Below are 13,865 nucleotides of genomic sequence, written 5' to 3'. Positions count from 1 at the left end.
GCAATGAGCACAGACATTTGCGATCCCGCTGTAACGGCGTCTAACGCGCCCTCTAACGGAATAAGGCAGAACATCGACGCTCTCAGCGAATTCGAGTTCGAGGAGGTCGCCACCAGCGTCGAGGAGCGGTTTCGCCGCGCTTATGACGCCGCCAAGGTCGGCAACGCCAGGGTCGAGAGCCAGATGGAGTACGAGCTGGTCTCATTGGGCTGGTGGCTGGTGATCAAGCGGCTTGGGCTGGCGCTGTGGATCGGCAAGGACAAGCCCGCAATCGAGAGCGGCGATCTGCTCAGCATCACCATCAGGAAGCGCGACCGATGAGCGAACTGGACGCCATCATCAAGCCGCCGGAATACAAACGCGCCAGCAATCATGGGTGCTGGGCGCTCTGCTCAAAGCAGGGCAATGGACGCTGGCACGTCCGGCGGATTGTGTGGGGCATCCTGATGGCGCGCGCGGAGAAGCGCCCCGGCGAGGTGATCAAGCGCGCGGCAATTCTTTTGAGGGAGTGAGCACCGTGTTCAAGATTGAGTTCGACTACGACCAACTCTTGCAGCAGGCCAAGAGCATCGAGGGCGTCGCCGACCAACTGCCCTATGCACTGTCGCTTGCCATGAACCGCTCCGCTGACGTGACCCGAAACCTGCTGATCAGGGCGACGTGGCCGACGCATGTGAAGCAGCGCAACGCATCCTTCATCGCCGCATCGCTCACCACGCGGGATGCACGGGCAAGCAAGCAGTCCCTGGCGGTCGAGATATACGACAAGCTGGATCGCGGTAACCTGCAGATGCAGGCCAAGGGCGACATGCGAACGCCGCATGGCGGGTCGAGCCTCGCCGTGCCGGTCAGCTCAGTGCCGAAGGGTTCACGTGGTGTGCCTGCCCGCTTGCGCCCCAAGAACCTGCCGACCGCCGTGCGCAAGGGTGACGTGCTGTATGCCAAGGACAAGAAGGGCCGCCTGCGCCTGCTCTATGTGCTGAAGCACCAGACCAACGTGCCAAAGCGCGTGCCGTTCTATGAGGACTTCGCCGTGTCGATGCAGCGTGAATTGGAGAGGAACATCCCGCTTGCAGTCGCAAAGGCGATGGCAACCCGGAGGCGTTGAACGTGCCGCACCTGAGAGCATGCGCACGGTGCGGCGCTGGCGTCAGCAGTACAAGGCGCTATTGCGCCCCATGCGCCGACGAAAGGCGGATCGAAGCCAAGCAGAAGCAGAACCGAAAGCGCAAGCACCTCGTGCAGGATGCGCCCGCTGTCCGCTACGTCGGCACCAAGCGCGGCATGTTGAAGGTGCGTCGATGACGAGCTGGCAGCGGGTCGTGTTCTCTGAAGATTGCGACGAGGATGGCAACTCCCGCTGTGCGGGATCGACTATGCGGAATGCGGCTGCCCTGGCCCGACCATGGATGGCTACGAGTACAAATGGATCAATAATGTGCTGCACGCCCGATCGATCGGAGGACGACGGATCAGATGCGCAGCAGGGCACGCAGCGCGCGTCAGGCAGAGGCTGAATGGGATGGGGTGCAGTGACACGACGCACTGCCCGAACGCGCACCACGGACGCCCCTATTCGATTTCCGGGTCCCTCGGGGGCCAGGGGCAAGTGCGGGGACCGCGCGACTGCGCACTTTGAGGATATTTGTGGTTTTTGATTTTCGAATTTCTTTTCGTACCATCTCTCACGCAGGCTGGATGTGGGGCCAACGGGGCGCGGCATCATGAATTGCAAAATCTTCATACGGCGGGGTCGCGCGGTCCCCGATCTCTTTCCCTCTAGAGGACCCCCCGCGATGACGGCGTGTACTCGGCTTACTTCTTCTCGTCCTTCGGAGCCGGTGCACCGTCCTTGTCCCTTTTGATATTGCCCTTGGCTGTGCTCATGCCGGTCGTATCCATCGAACCATCTGGCTTGGCGCCGTCCGTCGCTCCGGGTTTCTCCATGCCGGTCTGCGGAGCGGGGCCAGTGTTTTGGGCAAAGGCTGTGCCGCACATGAGCGCGAACGCGGTGACGGTGATAAACTTCTTCATAGGTTGCTCCTTAGGACAATAGGTTTCTCCTTAGGATGAATGACCGACGAATAATGCGGCGCGCAAAATGTGGTTCCTGAATTGGCGATTGCGTGGCGCATCCCTTTTGCGTCCGCGCAAGGCGTCTCGTTTCCCGCGCTTCAATTCGCCGTGCGTCGGTCGGAACCTCCGCATGGCCGGAGACGTTTCCCTCCCATGCGCACGACATCAAACATCATCTTGGCCAGCCTCCTGATCGCGGCCTCAGGCAGCGCGATCGCGCAGGCCCCGCCCGCGCCCGCGACACCGCCGCAAGCGACCGCGCCGCCATCGGCCCAGCACGCCGCCAATTGCATGCCGCAGGACCGCCCGAACCGCGCCACCGCGCCCGACGGCACCACCACCGGCCAATCCCGGGAACCGCTCGGCGACAAACTGGCCAAGTCCGACGGCGTGCTCTGCCCGCCCTCGGGCGTCGACCCCGACATGCACGCTCCGGCCCCCTCTACGGACGGTGCCATGCCGGTCATCCCGCCCCCCGGCAGCCCCGGCGGCGACCCGACGGTCAGGCCCAAATAGGCTGATGCTTCGTTCGCCTCTCCCCGCTTGCGGGGAGAGGCCGGAGCGCATCGAAGATGCGATCCGGGTGAGGGTTACAAGCCAACATGCGGAAGTGAGCCCTTTAACCCAAGGCGGATTACATCGGACCTAAGTGAGCGTTGCTTCTTGCTCGACGAGCGTCGCGTAGCACTCACAGGAAAGCCGTTCCAGCTGGGCGCGATCCAGGATCGTGATAACCCCGCGTGCGTAGGTGATGACGCCTTTATCCTGAATTTTGCCTGCGACGTCCGTAACGGAGGTTCTGCGCACTCCAAGCATCTCGGCCAGTAACTCCTGCGTCAGTGTCACGGTATCGCTTGCGGCCCGATCGGATGACTGCAGCAGCCAGCGGCAAAAGCGCTCTTCGATCGGATGCAGGGCGTTGCACGCAGCGGTGGTCCGCGCCTGGGTCAGCATGACCTCATTATAGCGGATACATAGATCGCGAACCGCGTCGCTCGCGCCGACGACGCGCCGGAACGCCGAAGCGGGTATCCTGCTTGCGAGAAGCGGCAATTGGACCACCGCTCGAACCAGCGACCTATAGAGACCCAATCCGGCCATAGCCCCGACCACGCCCTCGCGGCCCACAGTCGCGGTTTCGATGGCTTTGCCATCTCGCATCACGGCGAGCAGTGAAAACATTCCGCCACTGGGAAAGTAGATATGATCGACCTCGTCGCCTACTTCGTAGATGACCTCGCCCTGCGGCAATGACACATGCGTCAAATGCGCGGCTAAGATGTCGAAATCCCTGCGCGGCAATTTGGCGAGCAACTTGTTGTCCAGCGAGCTGGCCGTAGGCGTGTGCAAGAGCGGCTTTCCGGCCCGATCGGTCGGGCGCTGATACCGCAGGGGATGGAATGCGCGCTCCGAGGGGGCGCTCCGCGGGAATGGCTGATACTATGATCGGCACAATGCCCTTGTCGGTCCGGTACCTGCATTTGAGGAGACATCCGCACCTTTGTATGCAGGCAGCGAAAATATAGCACATTCGGACGATGCCGTCGGACTATTACGCATCCCGGTCGCGCTATTTGTCCGATATCGGACGCTGTCGGGATCAGTCTTCACGCGCGGATTGGTCACCGTGACTGATACGGTTCGTCAAATAAGCGCTGAAGTCCTGCTTTTGCACCCAATTACTTCGGAACGAATTGTCGGCCCATAAGTTCGCCCGTAGGCACCGACTTTGTCCGGTATCCGACATAACAAATGGGTGAGGCGCACCCATCGAGGGCGTGGGTCTCATGCCCAACAAAAACAGGCGTCAAATGATGCAGCGAGAAGCATGCGGTCGACCTGCCGTGCTCGTCGTCGAGGACGAGATATTGTTTCGTTGGACGACCGTCTCGGTGATCGACGAGACCGGCTTCAGCGCGGTCGAGGCCGGGAGTGCCGTAGAGGCCATTTCAATACTGGAAACGCGAAGTGACGTGTGGGCTGTCGTCACCGATGTCCAGATGCCCGGCTCAATCGACGGTCTTAAACTCGCCCATCTGATCAGCATCCGGTGGCCGAAGGTTAAGATCATTGTCACCTCCGGCCAGGTCAGGTTGCGCGATGACGACATGCCGGCGGGCGGTCGGTACCTGCACAAGCCTTACGATCCGTCGCACCTGATCGGTATTCTGGAAGAGTGGGTCGCCAACGAATAGCTGGCCCTAGTTTGAAAATGGCAGTGGCCTGGTCGGGTACCGGACAGACGGCCCTTCCAAACAAGCGTTAATCTCCTCGCCCTTCACCAAAAATGGGGAAAGGAGCGCGTCATGGAGAGACGCCGTTTTAAGCAAGAAACGCCACTGGACCAGCGCCTTGAAGACCTCGCAAAGTGCCTACGTAAAGAGGCTAAGGGCACGCCCCCAGGCTTCAGGCGCGATGACTTGATACGTCGGGCGAGACAGGCCGAAACCGCCGCGCGCATCAGCGACTGGCTTTCGTCGCCCGGACTACAGCCACCCAAGTGAACGAGTATCGGGCCTTTACGGTCGGCCATGATGGCCATTTCACCGCGTACCGCGCGTTCGTGTGCGCAAGCGACGAAGACGCGATCGTTTGGGCAAAGCAGCTAGTCGACGGCTATGATGTTGAACTTTGGAGCGGCGACCGCTTCGTGGTGCGGCTAGCTCATAGAAAGGATTGCCCACCCAGCCGCTGAGGGTTTTATTTCCAAGATACTTTTTCTTTGCAGGGTTTCCTGTCCGCAAGTCATTAGTCCATATTGCCGAGTTGCCAATTCGCAGGCGAATTTTTTCGGCTCCGAGACACGTCGGTGACAGTCAGGGATGCAGGATCAAAAAATCGTTCTAGTCGTGGATGACGACCCTGGAATGCTGAAGGCTGTACAGCGGCTCCTTCGAGCGCACACCTACGAACCCATCACGTTTTCATCCGGGGAGGCTTTCAGAAGCTACCCCGCCATCGAGAAGGCGGCTTGCGTTATCCTGGACATCGACCTGCCGGACGGATCAGGCATCGATCTGAGATGTGATTTGAAAACCGCAGGCGTATCCGTGCCGGTTATCTTCATCACAGGCAATGAGAACCCTGCCGTTCGCCAAGCAGCGCTCGGCTCTGGATGCATCGCCTTTTTGACAAAGCCATTTTCAACGCATGAGTTGATAGAACCGCTGAAGAGAGCTTCCGTCGCCTCATAGGCACGTCGCCAGCGTGATCGACACGGCCACCGCCAAAGCCGCAGGAAAGCCCTCCAGCGGCCCGCCCTGCGCGCGGCTACCGGGCACTGGGCCAGCCGCGCAAGCGAGGCCGCCACGCCGGCCCATGAGTTTTTCCAGTGCCTGTGCTACAGACGCGGCCCGGAGTTCGGGCATCTCAGCGGCCTTCCCGGGGATCGCAGGCTTTCCGCATATTTTGATTTTTGGGGTTTCGTTCCACTAAAACGGGGAAAACCTTAATGGATGAACGCGTCAAAACTGCTCGCGGCCCCGCCTGGACCATCGAAACACGCAGGGTCAACGAGCTGATCCCATCGCCTCGCAATGCGCGGCTGCACTCCGACGCACAGATCGAGCAGATCGCCGCGTCGATCTCGCAATTCGGCTTCACCGTCCCGCTGCTCGTCACCGAGGACGACACCATCATCGCAGGGCACGGCAGGCTCGACGCCGCGAAGCATCTGGACTTGCTTGAGGTGCCGGTCATCGTCGCATGCGGCTGGACCGAAGCCATGATCCGCGCATACGCGCTGGTCGATAACCGTTTGCCCGAGCTGGCGACGTGGAACCTCGACCTTGTGAAGCTGGAGGTCGAGGCGTTGCGGCTCACCGACATGCCGATCGACCGCCTGGGCTTCTCCGACAAGGATTTGGGCAGCATGCTCGCCGCCCGGCAGTTTCACGACGAGCAATTGGTCGATCCGTTGCAGGGCACGATCGACAATCGAGGCGACCTCCTCGCCCGGCTGGAGATCACGATCGCCGATCCCCGCCACTCCATCGAGCGCGGCGACCATTATCGCCTGGGCCGCCGTCATCACCTCTTGTGCTGCGGCGTCATGGTCGAATGGGAGCGCTGGAAACCATTGCTGACCGGCACCACCATCTTTTGCCCCTATCCTGGGCCGTTCGTCGCCTTCGGCGAGAAGGCCGACAAGTATGATCTGTTGCTGGTGCAGCCGGACCAGTACACCGCTGGCCACATCGTCGACCGGTACGAGGACATTCACGGCACGGGTTCCGTCGTCAGGATCACCAATGATTAGGACCGGCGGCAATTGGGACCCGGAGGCATGGCCCATCTATTTCATCGCCAGTGAGCCCAAGACGCTCGCCCATGCCTACCGCGTCAACCGGCACCTGCTGGTCGCCGTCAATGAGATCCACGCCGACGAGCATTTCGGCATGCTCGACACCTTCATCGAAGCCGGGACCGACATCTTCATCGACAGCGGGGTCTACAATCTCTCCACCCGGCACGCGCACGCGCACCGCATGTCGATGGACCGCGCATTGTCCCTCGCGCCGGACGACATCGACGACTTCACGCAACTGTTCGACCGGTACGTCGCGATTGCACGCCGCATCGGCGATCGGGTCTGGGGCTATATCGAGATCGACCAGGGCGGGCGCGACAACAAAATCCACACCCGCACCAAGCTCGAAGAGATGGGCCTGCGCCCGATCCCGGTCTATCACCCATTCAATGACGGATGGGATTACTTCGATTACCTCGCCGAGCGGTACGATCGCATCTGCTTCGGCAACGTCGTCCAGGCAGACATGGAGACCCGGCGGCGCTTGATCGCCACCGCCTGGGAGCGGCGGCGCAAATATCCCAAGCTCTGGATACACGCGCTCGGCCTCACCGCGTCGGAACTCACCACGGCATGGCCGCTCAATTCGTGCGACAGCTCGACATGGCTCGCCGCCGTTCGCTGGGGACGTCACTTCGCCACGGTCGCCAACAAGCGATGCTGGCATGTCGGCTCTGGCTTCAACTATCAGCCGAGCGAACCTATCAGCGCACCCATGGGCCACGAGGCAGCTCGCACCATGTGTGGCTATGAGGCGCATTTCGTCACGCGCACAATGAAGCAGATCGTCGAGGAAGCACGGCAGGCGGTCGGCGCTGACCCGACAGGAGCACTTACATGAGCGATGCCACGATCTTTGTCCGGTTCACCTTCGCGGGCTTCCATCGCTGGGCAGGCGCACCCGCCGGGCGATCGTATCTCGCTGATCGGCATCGCCATCTATTCCACGTCGAGGTGCGCATGCAGGTCGCGCACGACGATCGCGAGGTCGAATTCCACGATCTGCAGGACGAGGCGCGCGTCATCTTCGAGGGCTTTAGTGTCAACGGACATTTCGGTTCGCATTCGTGCGAGATGCTGGGCCGTGAACTCGGCAGCGCGCTCGTTGAACACTATCAGCGGCCCGTCAGCGTCATCGTCTCGGAAGACGGCGAGTGCGGCGCTCAGGTCGAGGTCGCACCCGCATGAGCAAACACAAAAACGGAAGCACGCGCCGCGAGAATAAGCTCCGCAAGCAGCGCAGGGCTTATCGCGGGCGGAAGAGGCAAGAGATAATAAAACCCCCCGCCGAAGCGGGGCTTTCCTTGAGACCTGCGGGCCGGTCTGGCGAAGTCTGTTGATCGGGGTAGACCGGAAGTCACCGGCTCAGGGCCGAACCGAGCGAATGACCCTCAACGCTTGTTGTGGGAGCCGCAGCGAGCGGTAAGCTGCGCAAGATTTTCACAGAGTATTCGTATGCCAGATATTTTGATCCACTGTCCTATCGCGGGGCAGCCCGTCCGACCGGATTGGGCGCTGAGACTGTCGTTTTTGAAACCTTGCCCGATATTGCAATTCCTCTCAAATGTCCGCGCTGCGGACAAACCCATTTTTGGAGACCAAAGGATGCTTGGGTCACTCGTCCTGGTCGAACCGACGCTCCAATAGGACAATCAGAGGCGCGCCATTCGACGGGTGATGCCGTCATAAATTCGTAATCTTCCACCAATGAACCTTTTTGGAGCTCCAGTTTTGCCATACGCTGGGGCACAGCGGACGGGGTAAGCAATGACTGAACGCACACAAATGACGCTGGTACTGCGTGACCGCCTTTTAGAGGAGGCTCGAAAGGAATTGCTCGATTTCGAGCGTCGGGAAAATGAGTTCCGTAAGAAGGACCGAGAGGAGCGCGCCGCAGAGCTGCGACTTCCACTGAACAATATTCACTAGCCCGGAGGCCGCCTAGTGGCGGCTGACGGTCCAGCCTTACCAGAGCTTTGAGAGATTAAGGCCGTTTAAGTTGGATACATCGTAAGGAGAAGGAACCGTGGGCGCGGAAATTGAACTCAAGCTCGCCACGTCCAAGCGCGGTCTGCAGCAGGCGATGGCGCTGCCGTGGCTGAAGAAGCAGGCCAACGATGTCAGCCGCAAGCAAGAGCTCACCTCGGTATATTTTGATACCAATGATTTCGTACTCCGCGAACATGACATCAGCCTGCGGGTACGTAAGGCCGGTGCACAGCGGCTGCAGACCATTAAAGCCAACTCCAGCGCGCTGGTCGCCCGCGAGGAATGGGAAACGGAGATTGACCGCGACGAGCCCAAACTGGAGTTGGCCCGCGACACCGCGCTCGCGCCGCTCCTGACGGCCAAGCTGACGAAACAGCTGAAGCCCATATTTGAGACGCGCGTGGAGCGCGTCGTCATTCCCTTGCATATTGGCGACAGCGATATCGAGCTAGCCTTCGATCAAGGCTGCGTGGTCACGGCGGATGCGAAGCTCGACCTCGCCGAAATCGAGATCGAATTGAAACATGGTGATCGCAGCGAACTCGCTCGGCTTGCGAGAAAACTCGCGCAAATCGCACCCGTCACGCTGTCGGTTCGCGCCAAGGCGGAGCTAGGCTATGCGTTGCTCGACGGCGCGCTGGATGCTCCTGTCTTCGCTGAGCCGGTCATGATAGCGCGACAGGCCACAGTCGCAGACGCCTTTGCCACGGTCGGCTTGGCCTGTCTCCACCAGATCGCGGGCAACGAGGGCGCGGTACGGAACGGGGAGCCTGAAGGCATTCACCAGATGCGGGTGGGTTTGAGACGGATGCGCGCGGCGCTATCGTTGTTCAAGGATATGCTGCATGACCGCAAGGTGAAGGGACTGAAACGAGAGCTGAAATGGCTTACCGAACAGCTCGGTCCCGCGCGCGATTTCGATGTGTTCGTCAGCAAAACGCTGACGCCATATCGCGCCGAGCATCCGGACCGGCAAGAGTTCGAGATCCTGGAGCACGATCTCGAGAGAACACGCAGTGCCGGTTTTGCGACTGCAAGAGCGGCGGCTGAAAGCGAGCGTTTCCGCAGCCTATTGCTGGATTGCGCGTTGTGGCTGCTTGATGGTGACTGGCGCAACGATATCGATGCGTTGACGCAAGCGCTGAGGAAGCGCCCGGCGCGTGCGTTCGCGCAGGACGAACTCGCGCGCCGCATCCGCAAGGTTAGCAAGCGGGGGCGCAAGCTTGAGCGGCTCGATTGGCGCAAGCGTCACAAACTTCGGATTGCAGTGAAAAAGGTGCGATATGGTCGTGAATTCTTCGCGACGCTCTGTTGCGATGGCCGCAAAGCCGGGCGTAAGCTCGACCGTGCCCTGAAAGAACTTCAGAGCGAGCTCGGCATACTCAACGACATGCGCGTGCACCTAGAGCGGGCTCGCGAGTTCGCCAGCGCCGGCAAAGCGGCAAAAATGGCATTCGCGATTGGCTGCCTCACCGGCCGCGAGGAGACTTCCGCAAGCGACGTGCTGACGAAGGCACTTGCAGCAGGGAAGCGATTGCAGAAGGCCGCGTAACATGTGCTTAACATACACATAATGGCCAGTATCTGGCCGGGGTTATTCACCGGCCCTACAGGACAGGCGGCGATAACGATCCATTTCATCTTAGTGCTCGCTCGGCAGTAGGATCACGTTGCCCTCGACCCACAGATCGACTTCATCGAGCGGGAAGTCAGTCCAGTCGAGCCGTTCGGAATGGACAATGTTGCCGTTGCCGTCATCGCAGGTCAGCACGGCGGTCCGATCCTGGGCGACCTTCAGCTTCCACGATTGGAAGTCCTCGGCTTTCACCTTCGGTTCGAGCTGCAAGCAGGCCACCTTGTCGATCAGCCAATAGGCGCCGCCGCTCTCGGCGAGATATTGCACGCCTTCGGTGTAGGTCATGCTGCGCATAAGGCTGTGGCGGAACACCTGCTCGCTGCCGGTGAACTGCCTGAGATCGGCGTGAGTTAGTTTCGACATTGCGAATTTCCTTTTCAGTCGTTGTAGATGCGAAGAGAGATGCAGCCGTTCGCTTGGCTGCAGGTCACCCACAGCAAGTCGCCGTGTTGCGATTTGGAGTGGCTCAGAATGAAGGGCATCCCGTTGCCCAGGTCGGTCTCGATCCGCGTCGGCCACTCGCCGACACGGATGCCGAGGGTGGAAGCCTCGGCCGAGTACTTGTGCAGTTCGCATTCGCGAACCCCGAGGCGATCGCAGTCGCTTCTCATGAGGCGGTAGCCGCTCATCGCCGCACCCCCTTCGCCTTCGTCAGGCTGTAGGAGCCGACTACGTTGCCGTTCATGTCCACAACGATGCCGTCTAAATCGCCGTTCTGCACGACCACGTCAGCGACCTTGCGCAGGATGCGCGCAATCTCGGTCGCGGGCTGGTCATCGAACGCCGCATTGTCGGCTGTGAACTCAAGTTTGAATTTTGCCATGGTGATGTTGGTCGCGTGTCGTTGGTGTTTGTCCTTGCACAGTTTGTTTTGTTTACTTCGCGGTCAGGAAGTAGGTCACGGCGCGACCATCGCGCTCGACCTTCAGCTTGTAGCCAAAGCGATCAGCGACACCGGTCTTCTTCGGATTAGAGAAGAACCATTTCCACGGTGCGCCCTTCCACTTGGAATGCTCATTGAGCTGGGCGGGCGTGACGCCGCTCGCGCGCAGTGCTAGCTTCACAAGCTCAGCGGTCATCCCGCTGGGGTTGTCGCTGTCGCGCTTGGTCGCGGCGGCCTTCTTCTTCTTAGCGGGCGCTGCCGTGGCCTTCTTCGCTGGCTTCGTTTTCTTCTTCGCCGCCGCCTTCTTCACAACCTTGGCCTTCGGCGGCTTCACGGTCGCGAGCACCTTGTCGGTGACTGCGTGTCGGATGGTCACCGGCTTGCCGGTTGCCTTCGCTTCCTTATCGGCGGCGGCGCGTGCTTCCGTGCCGGGGACCAGGGCGTCGCCATTTTCGCTGGTGACGGAGACGGGCTCTTTGCTGGTTTCGAAGTCCATTGGTCAGTCCTTTTTTCGGATTATCCGGGCGCGCGGAATTGCTCGCCAGCCGGGACGCTAGATGGCTATGCAACCACAGACAACGATAGAAAATGCAGGCTAATCCATTGAAAGATAAGCAGAAACTTGCTCAGCTGACCCCTAAGCCGGGTGAGACCGTCCGAAATCGGCTCAAATCAGGGGGCCGGACCTATCTGGCCAACGACAACATTTTCGACGCCCTGCTGCCCGGCGATCTCGCCGCCATCGAGGGCGAGGTCGAGCGCTGCGCTGGTGCGATGCTCGACGCCCTGGTGATCGACACCGAGAACGATCACAACACGCGGGGCACCGCAAAGCGCCTCGCAAAAATGTTCGTGCATGAGGTGTTTGCTGGGCGCTATCTGCCACCGCCGACGTGCACCGACTTTCCGAACGTCAGATCGATGGATGAGATTTACGTTGTCGGCCCGATCACCGTTCGATCAGCGTGCTCGCATCATCTCTGCCCGATCGAGGGCGAGGTCTGGTTCGGCGTCATTCCTGGCGAGCGCGTCATCGGCATCTCGAAGTTCTCGCGCATCGCCAACTGGATTTTGTCCCGCCCTCAGATACAGGAAGAGGCCATCATGCAGCTCGCCGACGAGGTCGAGCGCATCATCGCGCCGCGTGGCCTTGCCGTTGTGCTCAGCGCACGCCACTCTTGCATGACATGGCGCGGCGTGAAGGAAGACGGAACCACCATGACCACATCCGTGATGCGCGGCATCTTCCGCGACGGCCCGGCCGCCCGCGCCGAGGTGCTGTCGCTCATCCAAGCGAAGGGCTTCCGATGCCAATAATCCGCGCCACCCGGTATCACGACATCTCATGCGGTCACCGCGTCGTCGATCACGAGGGCAAGTGCCAGTTTCTGCATGGCCATAACTATCGCGTGCACTTCCACTGCGAGGCCGATGCCCTCGATCACCTGGGCCGCATCATTGACTTCGGCGTCATCAAGTCCACCCTCTGCCAGTGGCTCGAAGATAACTGGGACCATCGCATGGTGCTCTGGCATCGCGACCCGCTCCTGCCCGCACTGCTGGTGATCGAGCCGTCGATCGTCACCGTCCCGTTCAACCCGACCGCCGAGAACATCGCGGCGCATCTCCTGACCGTCGTCGGCCCCCAGGTCTTGCCCCCGACCGTCCGCTTGGTCCGCGTCGTAGTCGATGAGACCCGCAAATGCTCATGCGAAGCAGCGATCTGATGCTCCCGGTCAACGAGCTGTTCGAAACCGTCCAGGGCGAGGCCACGTTCACCGGCATGCCCTCGACCTTTGTCCGGCTGCAGGGTTGCGATGTCGGCTGCCCCTGGTGCGACACCAAATACACCTGGGAACTGAACCACGCGCCGCCCGATCCGCTCGCCATCATCCTGGGGAAGATCGAGCCAAGCCCGAGCTTTGCCGCCGTGTCAATCGATGAACTGGTGCAGACCCTGTCGCAATCCCAATCCCGGCATCTGGTCCTGACCGGCGGCGAGCCGTGCATGTATGACCTCACCGAATTGTCGGGCCGCATGATCGCCGACGGCTGGACGGTGCAGGTCGAGACCAGCGGCACCGAGCCGATCCGTATCGACCCCCGCGCCTGGGTCACCGTCTCGCCTAAGCTCAACATGCCCGGCGGCAAGACCTTCCAGGCCGAGGCGTGGCAACGCGCCAACGAAATCAAGATGCCGATCGGCAAGCCAGCCGATGTCGAGGAGCTGCTCGCCCTGGTCCGCTTGCATGGTCCGGCGCTGGTCTGGTTGCAGCCGCTATCGATGAGCAAGAAAAGCCACCGAGCTTTGCATGGAGGCGGCCCGCCAGAACCGGTGGCGCATCAGCGTTCAGACCCACAAATTCCTGGGCGTGCGGTGAGCAACGAAGAAGACATCGGCGACGACCAGCCGCCCGCGGGCGATCGGTTTGTCTCCGTCACCGAGTTCGCGGCATTCGCTGACTACACGGCAACCTATATTCGCCAGCTCCAGCGAGAGGGGTCATTGCCTCGCGGCGGGCGCGGAATGATCCCGTTCATCGCAGGCGTCCGCGCCTTGATCCGCTTTCTGCGTGACAGCGAACGTCGCAGCAGCAAGAGTGCCGCCGACAGCCGGGTGCGCGATGCCCGCGCTCGCGAAATCGAATTACGCAATCTGGAGAACGAGAAGCGGCTGGTCGAGATCGAGGACGTGAACGGCCTCGTGGATGAGATGGTCGGCAGCTTCCGCTCCGAATTGGCAGGGCTGGCGGCCCGCGTCACGCGCGACCTAACCTTCCGCCGAACGATAGATCAGGCGCTCAATGACATCCTCCATCGCCTTGCGGATGCTTTCAACGAAAAGGCAAACCTTCTGGGCGCGCGCAGCGCTGCTGCTGGTCCCGTCCAAGGAAGTGACCCCGGACGTTTGGGCAGCGGAGAACCGCATTTACCCGCGCACGGCGGCAATACCGGGACCGCGTGATCCTCTC

The 13,865-nt window shown here is 60.9% G+C and carries 20 protein-coding genes; 14 read left to right on the top strand and 6 right to left on the bottom strand.

Features of this window, described 5'->3' with window-relative positions:
* The first annotated feature begins 3 nt into the window (after positions 1 to 3).
* The 3 genes from ACVJ5M_RS19120 to ACVJ5M_RS19110 are packed head-to-tail and all read left to right on the top strand — an operon-like array spanning position 4 to position 1,108.
* Positions 4 to 321: a hypothetical protein gene (locus ACVJ5M_RS19120; protein ID WP_085398710.1), complete on the top strand. Its 318-nt coding sequence runs from the start codon at positions 4 to 6 to the stop codon at positions 319 to 321.
* On the top strand, positions 318 to 512 hold the full coding sequence (locus tag ACVJ5M_RS19115) for a hypothetical protein (RefSeq protein WP_354076495.1): 195 nt from the start codon (positions 318 to 320) through the stop codon (positions 510 to 512). The genes ACVJ5M_RS19120 and ACVJ5M_RS19115 overlap by 4 nt, the downstream gene beginning before the upstream one ends.
* A 5-nt stretch (positions 513 to 517) precedes the next feature.
* Positions 518 to 1,108, top strand: a complete 591-nt coding sequence (locus ACVJ5M_RS19110) for a hypothetical protein (RefSeq protein WP_354076493.1) — start codon at positions 518 to 520, stop codon at positions 1,106 to 1,108.
* 707 nt (positions 1,109 to 1,815) lie between these two features.
* Here ACVJ5M_RS19110 and ACVJ5M_RS19105 read toward each other — a convergent pair.
* On the bottom strand, positions 1,816 to 2,034 hold the full coding sequence (locus ACVJ5M_RS19105; protein ID WP_085398713.1) for a hypothetical protein: 219 nt from the start codon (positions 2,032 to 2,034) through the stop codon (positions 1,816 to 1,818).
* A 195-nt stretch (positions 2,035 to 2,229) separates the two neighbouring features.
* Here ACVJ5M_RS19105 and ACVJ5M_RS19100 point away from each other — a divergent pair, with 195 nt between their 5' ends.
* Entirely contained in the window at positions 2,230 to 2,592 is a 363-nt protein-coding gene (locus tag ACVJ5M_RS19100; protein ID WP_354076491.1) for a hypothetical protein, read from the top strand.
* Between the two features lie 129 nt (positions 2,593 to 2,721).
* Here the strand turns inward: ACVJ5M_RS19100 and ACVJ5M_RS19095 are convergent, their stop codons facing one another.
* On the bottom strand, positions 2,722 to 3,426 hold the full coding sequence (locus tag ACVJ5M_RS19095) for a Crp/Fnr family transcriptional regulator (protein ID WP_201266185.1): 705 nt from the start codon (positions 3,424 to 3,426) through the stop codon (positions 2,722 to 2,724).
* Between the two features lie 437 nt (positions 3,427 to 3,863).
* Between ACVJ5M_RS19095 and ACVJ5M_RS19090 the strand changes: the two genes are divergently transcribed.
* The 7 genes from ACVJ5M_RS19090 (at position 3,864) to ACVJ5M_RS19060 (ending at position 9,926) form a co-directional block, all read left to right on the top strand.
* Positions 3,864 to 4,271 carry a response regulator gene (locus tag ACVJ5M_RS19090; RefSeq protein ID WP_245344102.1) on the top strand — a complete coding sequence of 136 codons (408 nt, stop codon included), beginning with the start codon at positions 3,864 to 3,866 and terminating at the stop codon, positions 4,269 to 4,271.
* Positions 4,272 to 4,898: 627 nt separating this feature from the next.
* Positions 4,899 to 5,270: a response regulator transcription factor gene (locus ACVJ5M_RS19085; RefSeq protein WP_354100275.1), complete on the top strand. Its 372-nt coding sequence runs from the start codon at positions 4,899 to 4,901 to the stop codon at positions 5,268 to 5,270.
* A 221-nt stretch (positions 5,271 to 5,491) separates the two neighbouring features.
* The gene (locus ACVJ5M_RS19080; RefSeq protein WP_354076487.1) at positions 5,492 to 6,334 is read left to right on the top strand and encodes a ParB/Srx family N-terminal domain-containing protein; all 843 of its coding nucleotides are present in this window, start codon (positions 5,492 to 5,494) and stop codon (positions 6,332 to 6,334) included.
* A complete protein-coding gene (locus tag ACVJ5M_RS19075) occupies positions 6,327 to 7,226 on the top strand; it encodes a hypothetical protein (protein WP_085401677.1) in 900 nt (299 codons plus the stop codon). The genes ACVJ5M_RS19080 and ACVJ5M_RS19075 overlap by 8 nt, the downstream gene beginning before the upstream one ends.
* Entirely contained in the window at positions 7,223 to 7,573 is a 351-nt protein-coding gene (locus ACVJ5M_RS19070) for a hypothetical protein (RefSeq protein ID WP_354076484.1), read from the top strand. Before ACVJ5M_RS19075 ends, ACVJ5M_RS19070 begins: the two co-directional genes overlap by 4 nt.
* A 579-nt stretch (positions 7,574 to 8,152) precedes the next feature.
* Entirely contained in the window at positions 8,153 to 8,314 is a 162-nt protein-coding gene (locus ACVJ5M_RS19065) for a hypothetical protein (protein WP_354076482.1), read from the top strand.
* Between the two features lie 97 nt (positions 8,315 to 8,411).
* Positions 8,412 to 9,926, top strand: coding sequence for a CYTH and CHAD domain-containing protein (locus tag ACVJ5M_RS19060; protein ID WP_456679371.1), 1,515 nt, complete (start codon positions 8,412 to 8,414; stop codon positions 9,924 to 9,926).
* A gap of 90 nt (positions 9,927 to 10,016) precedes the next feature.
* On the opposite strand, the gene ACVJ5M_RS19055 is transcribed toward ACVJ5M_RS19060, so the two are convergent.
* The 4 genes from ACVJ5M_RS19055 to ACVJ5M_RS19040 are packed head-to-tail and all read right to left on the bottom strand — an operon-like array spanning position 10,017 to position 11,389.
* Entirely contained in the window at positions 10,017 to 10,373 is a 357-nt protein-coding gene (locus tag ACVJ5M_RS19055; RefSeq protein ID WP_354076479.1) for a DUF6876 family protein, read from the bottom strand.
* A gap of 14 nt (positions 10,374 to 10,387) precedes the next feature.
* On the bottom strand, positions 10,388 to 10,639 hold the full coding sequence (locus ACVJ5M_RS19050) for a hypothetical protein (RefSeq protein ID WP_085401673.1): 252 nt from the start codon (positions 10,637 to 10,639) through the stop codon (positions 10,388 to 10,390).
* Positions 10,636 to 10,833, bottom strand: coding sequence for a hypothetical protein (locus tag ACVJ5M_RS19045; RefSeq protein ID WP_085401672.1), 198 nt, complete (start codon positions 10,831 to 10,833; stop codon positions 10,636 to 10,638). Before ACVJ5M_RS19045 ends, ACVJ5M_RS19050 begins: the two co-directional genes overlap by 4 nt.
* 52 nt (positions 10,834 to 10,885) lie before the next feature.
* Positions 10,886 to 11,389 carry a hypothetical protein gene (locus tag ACVJ5M_RS19040; RefSeq protein WP_354076476.1) on the bottom strand — a complete coding sequence of 168 codons (504 nt, stop codon included), beginning with the start codon at positions 11,387 to 11,389 and terminating at the stop codon, positions 10,886 to 10,888.
* Between the two features lie 107 nt (positions 11,390 to 11,496).
* Between ACVJ5M_RS19040 and folE the strand changes: the two genes are divergently transcribed.
* From folE to queE, 3 genes are read left to right on the top strand one after another with little or no spacing between them, the layout of a single operon-like run.
* A complete protein-coding gene (folE, locus tag ACVJ5M_RS19035; protein ID WP_354076474.1) occupies positions 11,497 to 12,210 on the top strand; it encodes a GTP cyclohydrolase I in 714 nt (237 codons plus the stop codon).
* Positions 12,201 to 12,620 (top strand): 6-pyruvoyl trahydropterin synthase family protein, encoded by a 420-nt coding sequence (locus tag ACVJ5M_RS19030; protein ID WP_085401669.1) that lies wholly within the window; start codon positions 12,201 to 12,203, stop codon positions 12,618 to 12,620. Before folE ends, ACVJ5M_RS19030 begins: the two co-directional genes overlap by 10 nt.
* Complete coding sequence (gene queE / locus ACVJ5M_RS19025) at positions 12,596 to 13,858, top strand: 7-carboxy-7-deazaguanine synthase QueE (protein WP_354100274.1); 1,263 nt, start codon at positions 12,596 to 12,598, stop codon at positions 13,856 to 13,858. The genes ACVJ5M_RS19030 and queE overlap by 25 nt, the downstream gene beginning before the upstream one ends.
* Positions 13,859 to 13,865: the final 7 nt, after the last annotated feature.

This window comes from Bradyrhizobium sp. S3.7.6, assembly GCF_054061875.1.
The sequence above is the reverse complement of the archived record's forward strand: the minus strand, read 5'-3'. Positions and strand labels throughout refer to the sequence as shown.

Coding starts and splice junctions, on each gene's coding strand:
- ACVJ5M_RS19120 (WP_085398710.1), top strand. CDS start 4: ATGAGCACAGACATTTGCGATCCCGCTGTAACGGCGTCTAACGCGCCC.
- ACVJ5M_RS19115 (WP_354076495.1), top strand. CDS start 318: ATGAGCGAACTGGACGCCATCATCAAGCCGCCGGAATACAAACGCGCC.
- ACVJ5M_RS19105 (WP_085398713.1), bottom strand. CDS start 2,034: ATGAAGAAGTTTATCACCGTCACCGCGTTCGCGCTCATGTGCGGCACA.
- ACVJ5M_RS19100 (WP_354076491.1), top strand. CDS start 2,230: ATGCGCACGACATCAAACATCATCTTGGCCAGCCTCCTGATCGCGGCC.
- ACVJ5M_RS19090 (WP_245344102.1), top strand. CDS start 3,864: ATGCCCAACAAAAACAGGCGTCAAATGATGCAGCGAGAAGCATGCGGT.
- ACVJ5M_RS19085 (WP_354100275.1), top strand. CDS start 4,899: ATGCAGGATCAAAAAATCGTTCTAGTCGTGGATGACGACCCTGGAATG.
- ACVJ5M_RS19075 (WP_085401677.1), top strand. CDS start 6,327: ATGATTAGGACCGGCGGCAATTGGGACCCGGAGGCATGGCCCATCTAT.
- ACVJ5M_RS19070 (WP_354076484.1), top strand. CDS start 7,223: ATGAGCGATGCCACGATCTTTGTCCGGTTCACCTTCGCGGGCTTCCAT.
- ACVJ5M_RS19065 (WP_354076482.1), top strand. CDS start 8,153: ATGACTGAACGCACACAAATGACGCTGGTACTGCGTGACCGCCTTTTA.
- ACVJ5M_RS19055 (WP_354076479.1), bottom strand. CDS start 10,373: ATGTCGAAACTAACTCACGCCGATCTCAGGCAGTTCACCGGCAGCGAG.
- ACVJ5M_RS19050 (WP_085401673.1), bottom strand. CDS start 10,639: ATGAGCGGCTACCGCCTCATGAGAAGCGACTGCGATCGCCTCGGGGTT.
- ACVJ5M_RS19045 (WP_085401672.1), bottom strand. CDS start 10,833: ATGGCAAAATTCAAACTTGAGTTCACAGCCGACAATGCGGCGTTCGAT.
- ACVJ5M_RS19040 (WP_354076476.1), bottom strand. CDS start 11,389: ATGGACTTCGAAACCAGCAAAGAGCCCGTCTCCGTCACCAGCGAAAAT.
- ACVJ5M_RS19030 (WP_085401669.1), top strand. CDS start 12,201: ATGCCAATAATCCGCGCCACCCGGTATCACGACATCTCATGCGGTCAC.
- queE (WP_354100274.1), top strand. CDS start 12,596: ATGCTCATGCGAAGCAGCGATCTGATGCTCCCGGTCAACGAGCTGTTC.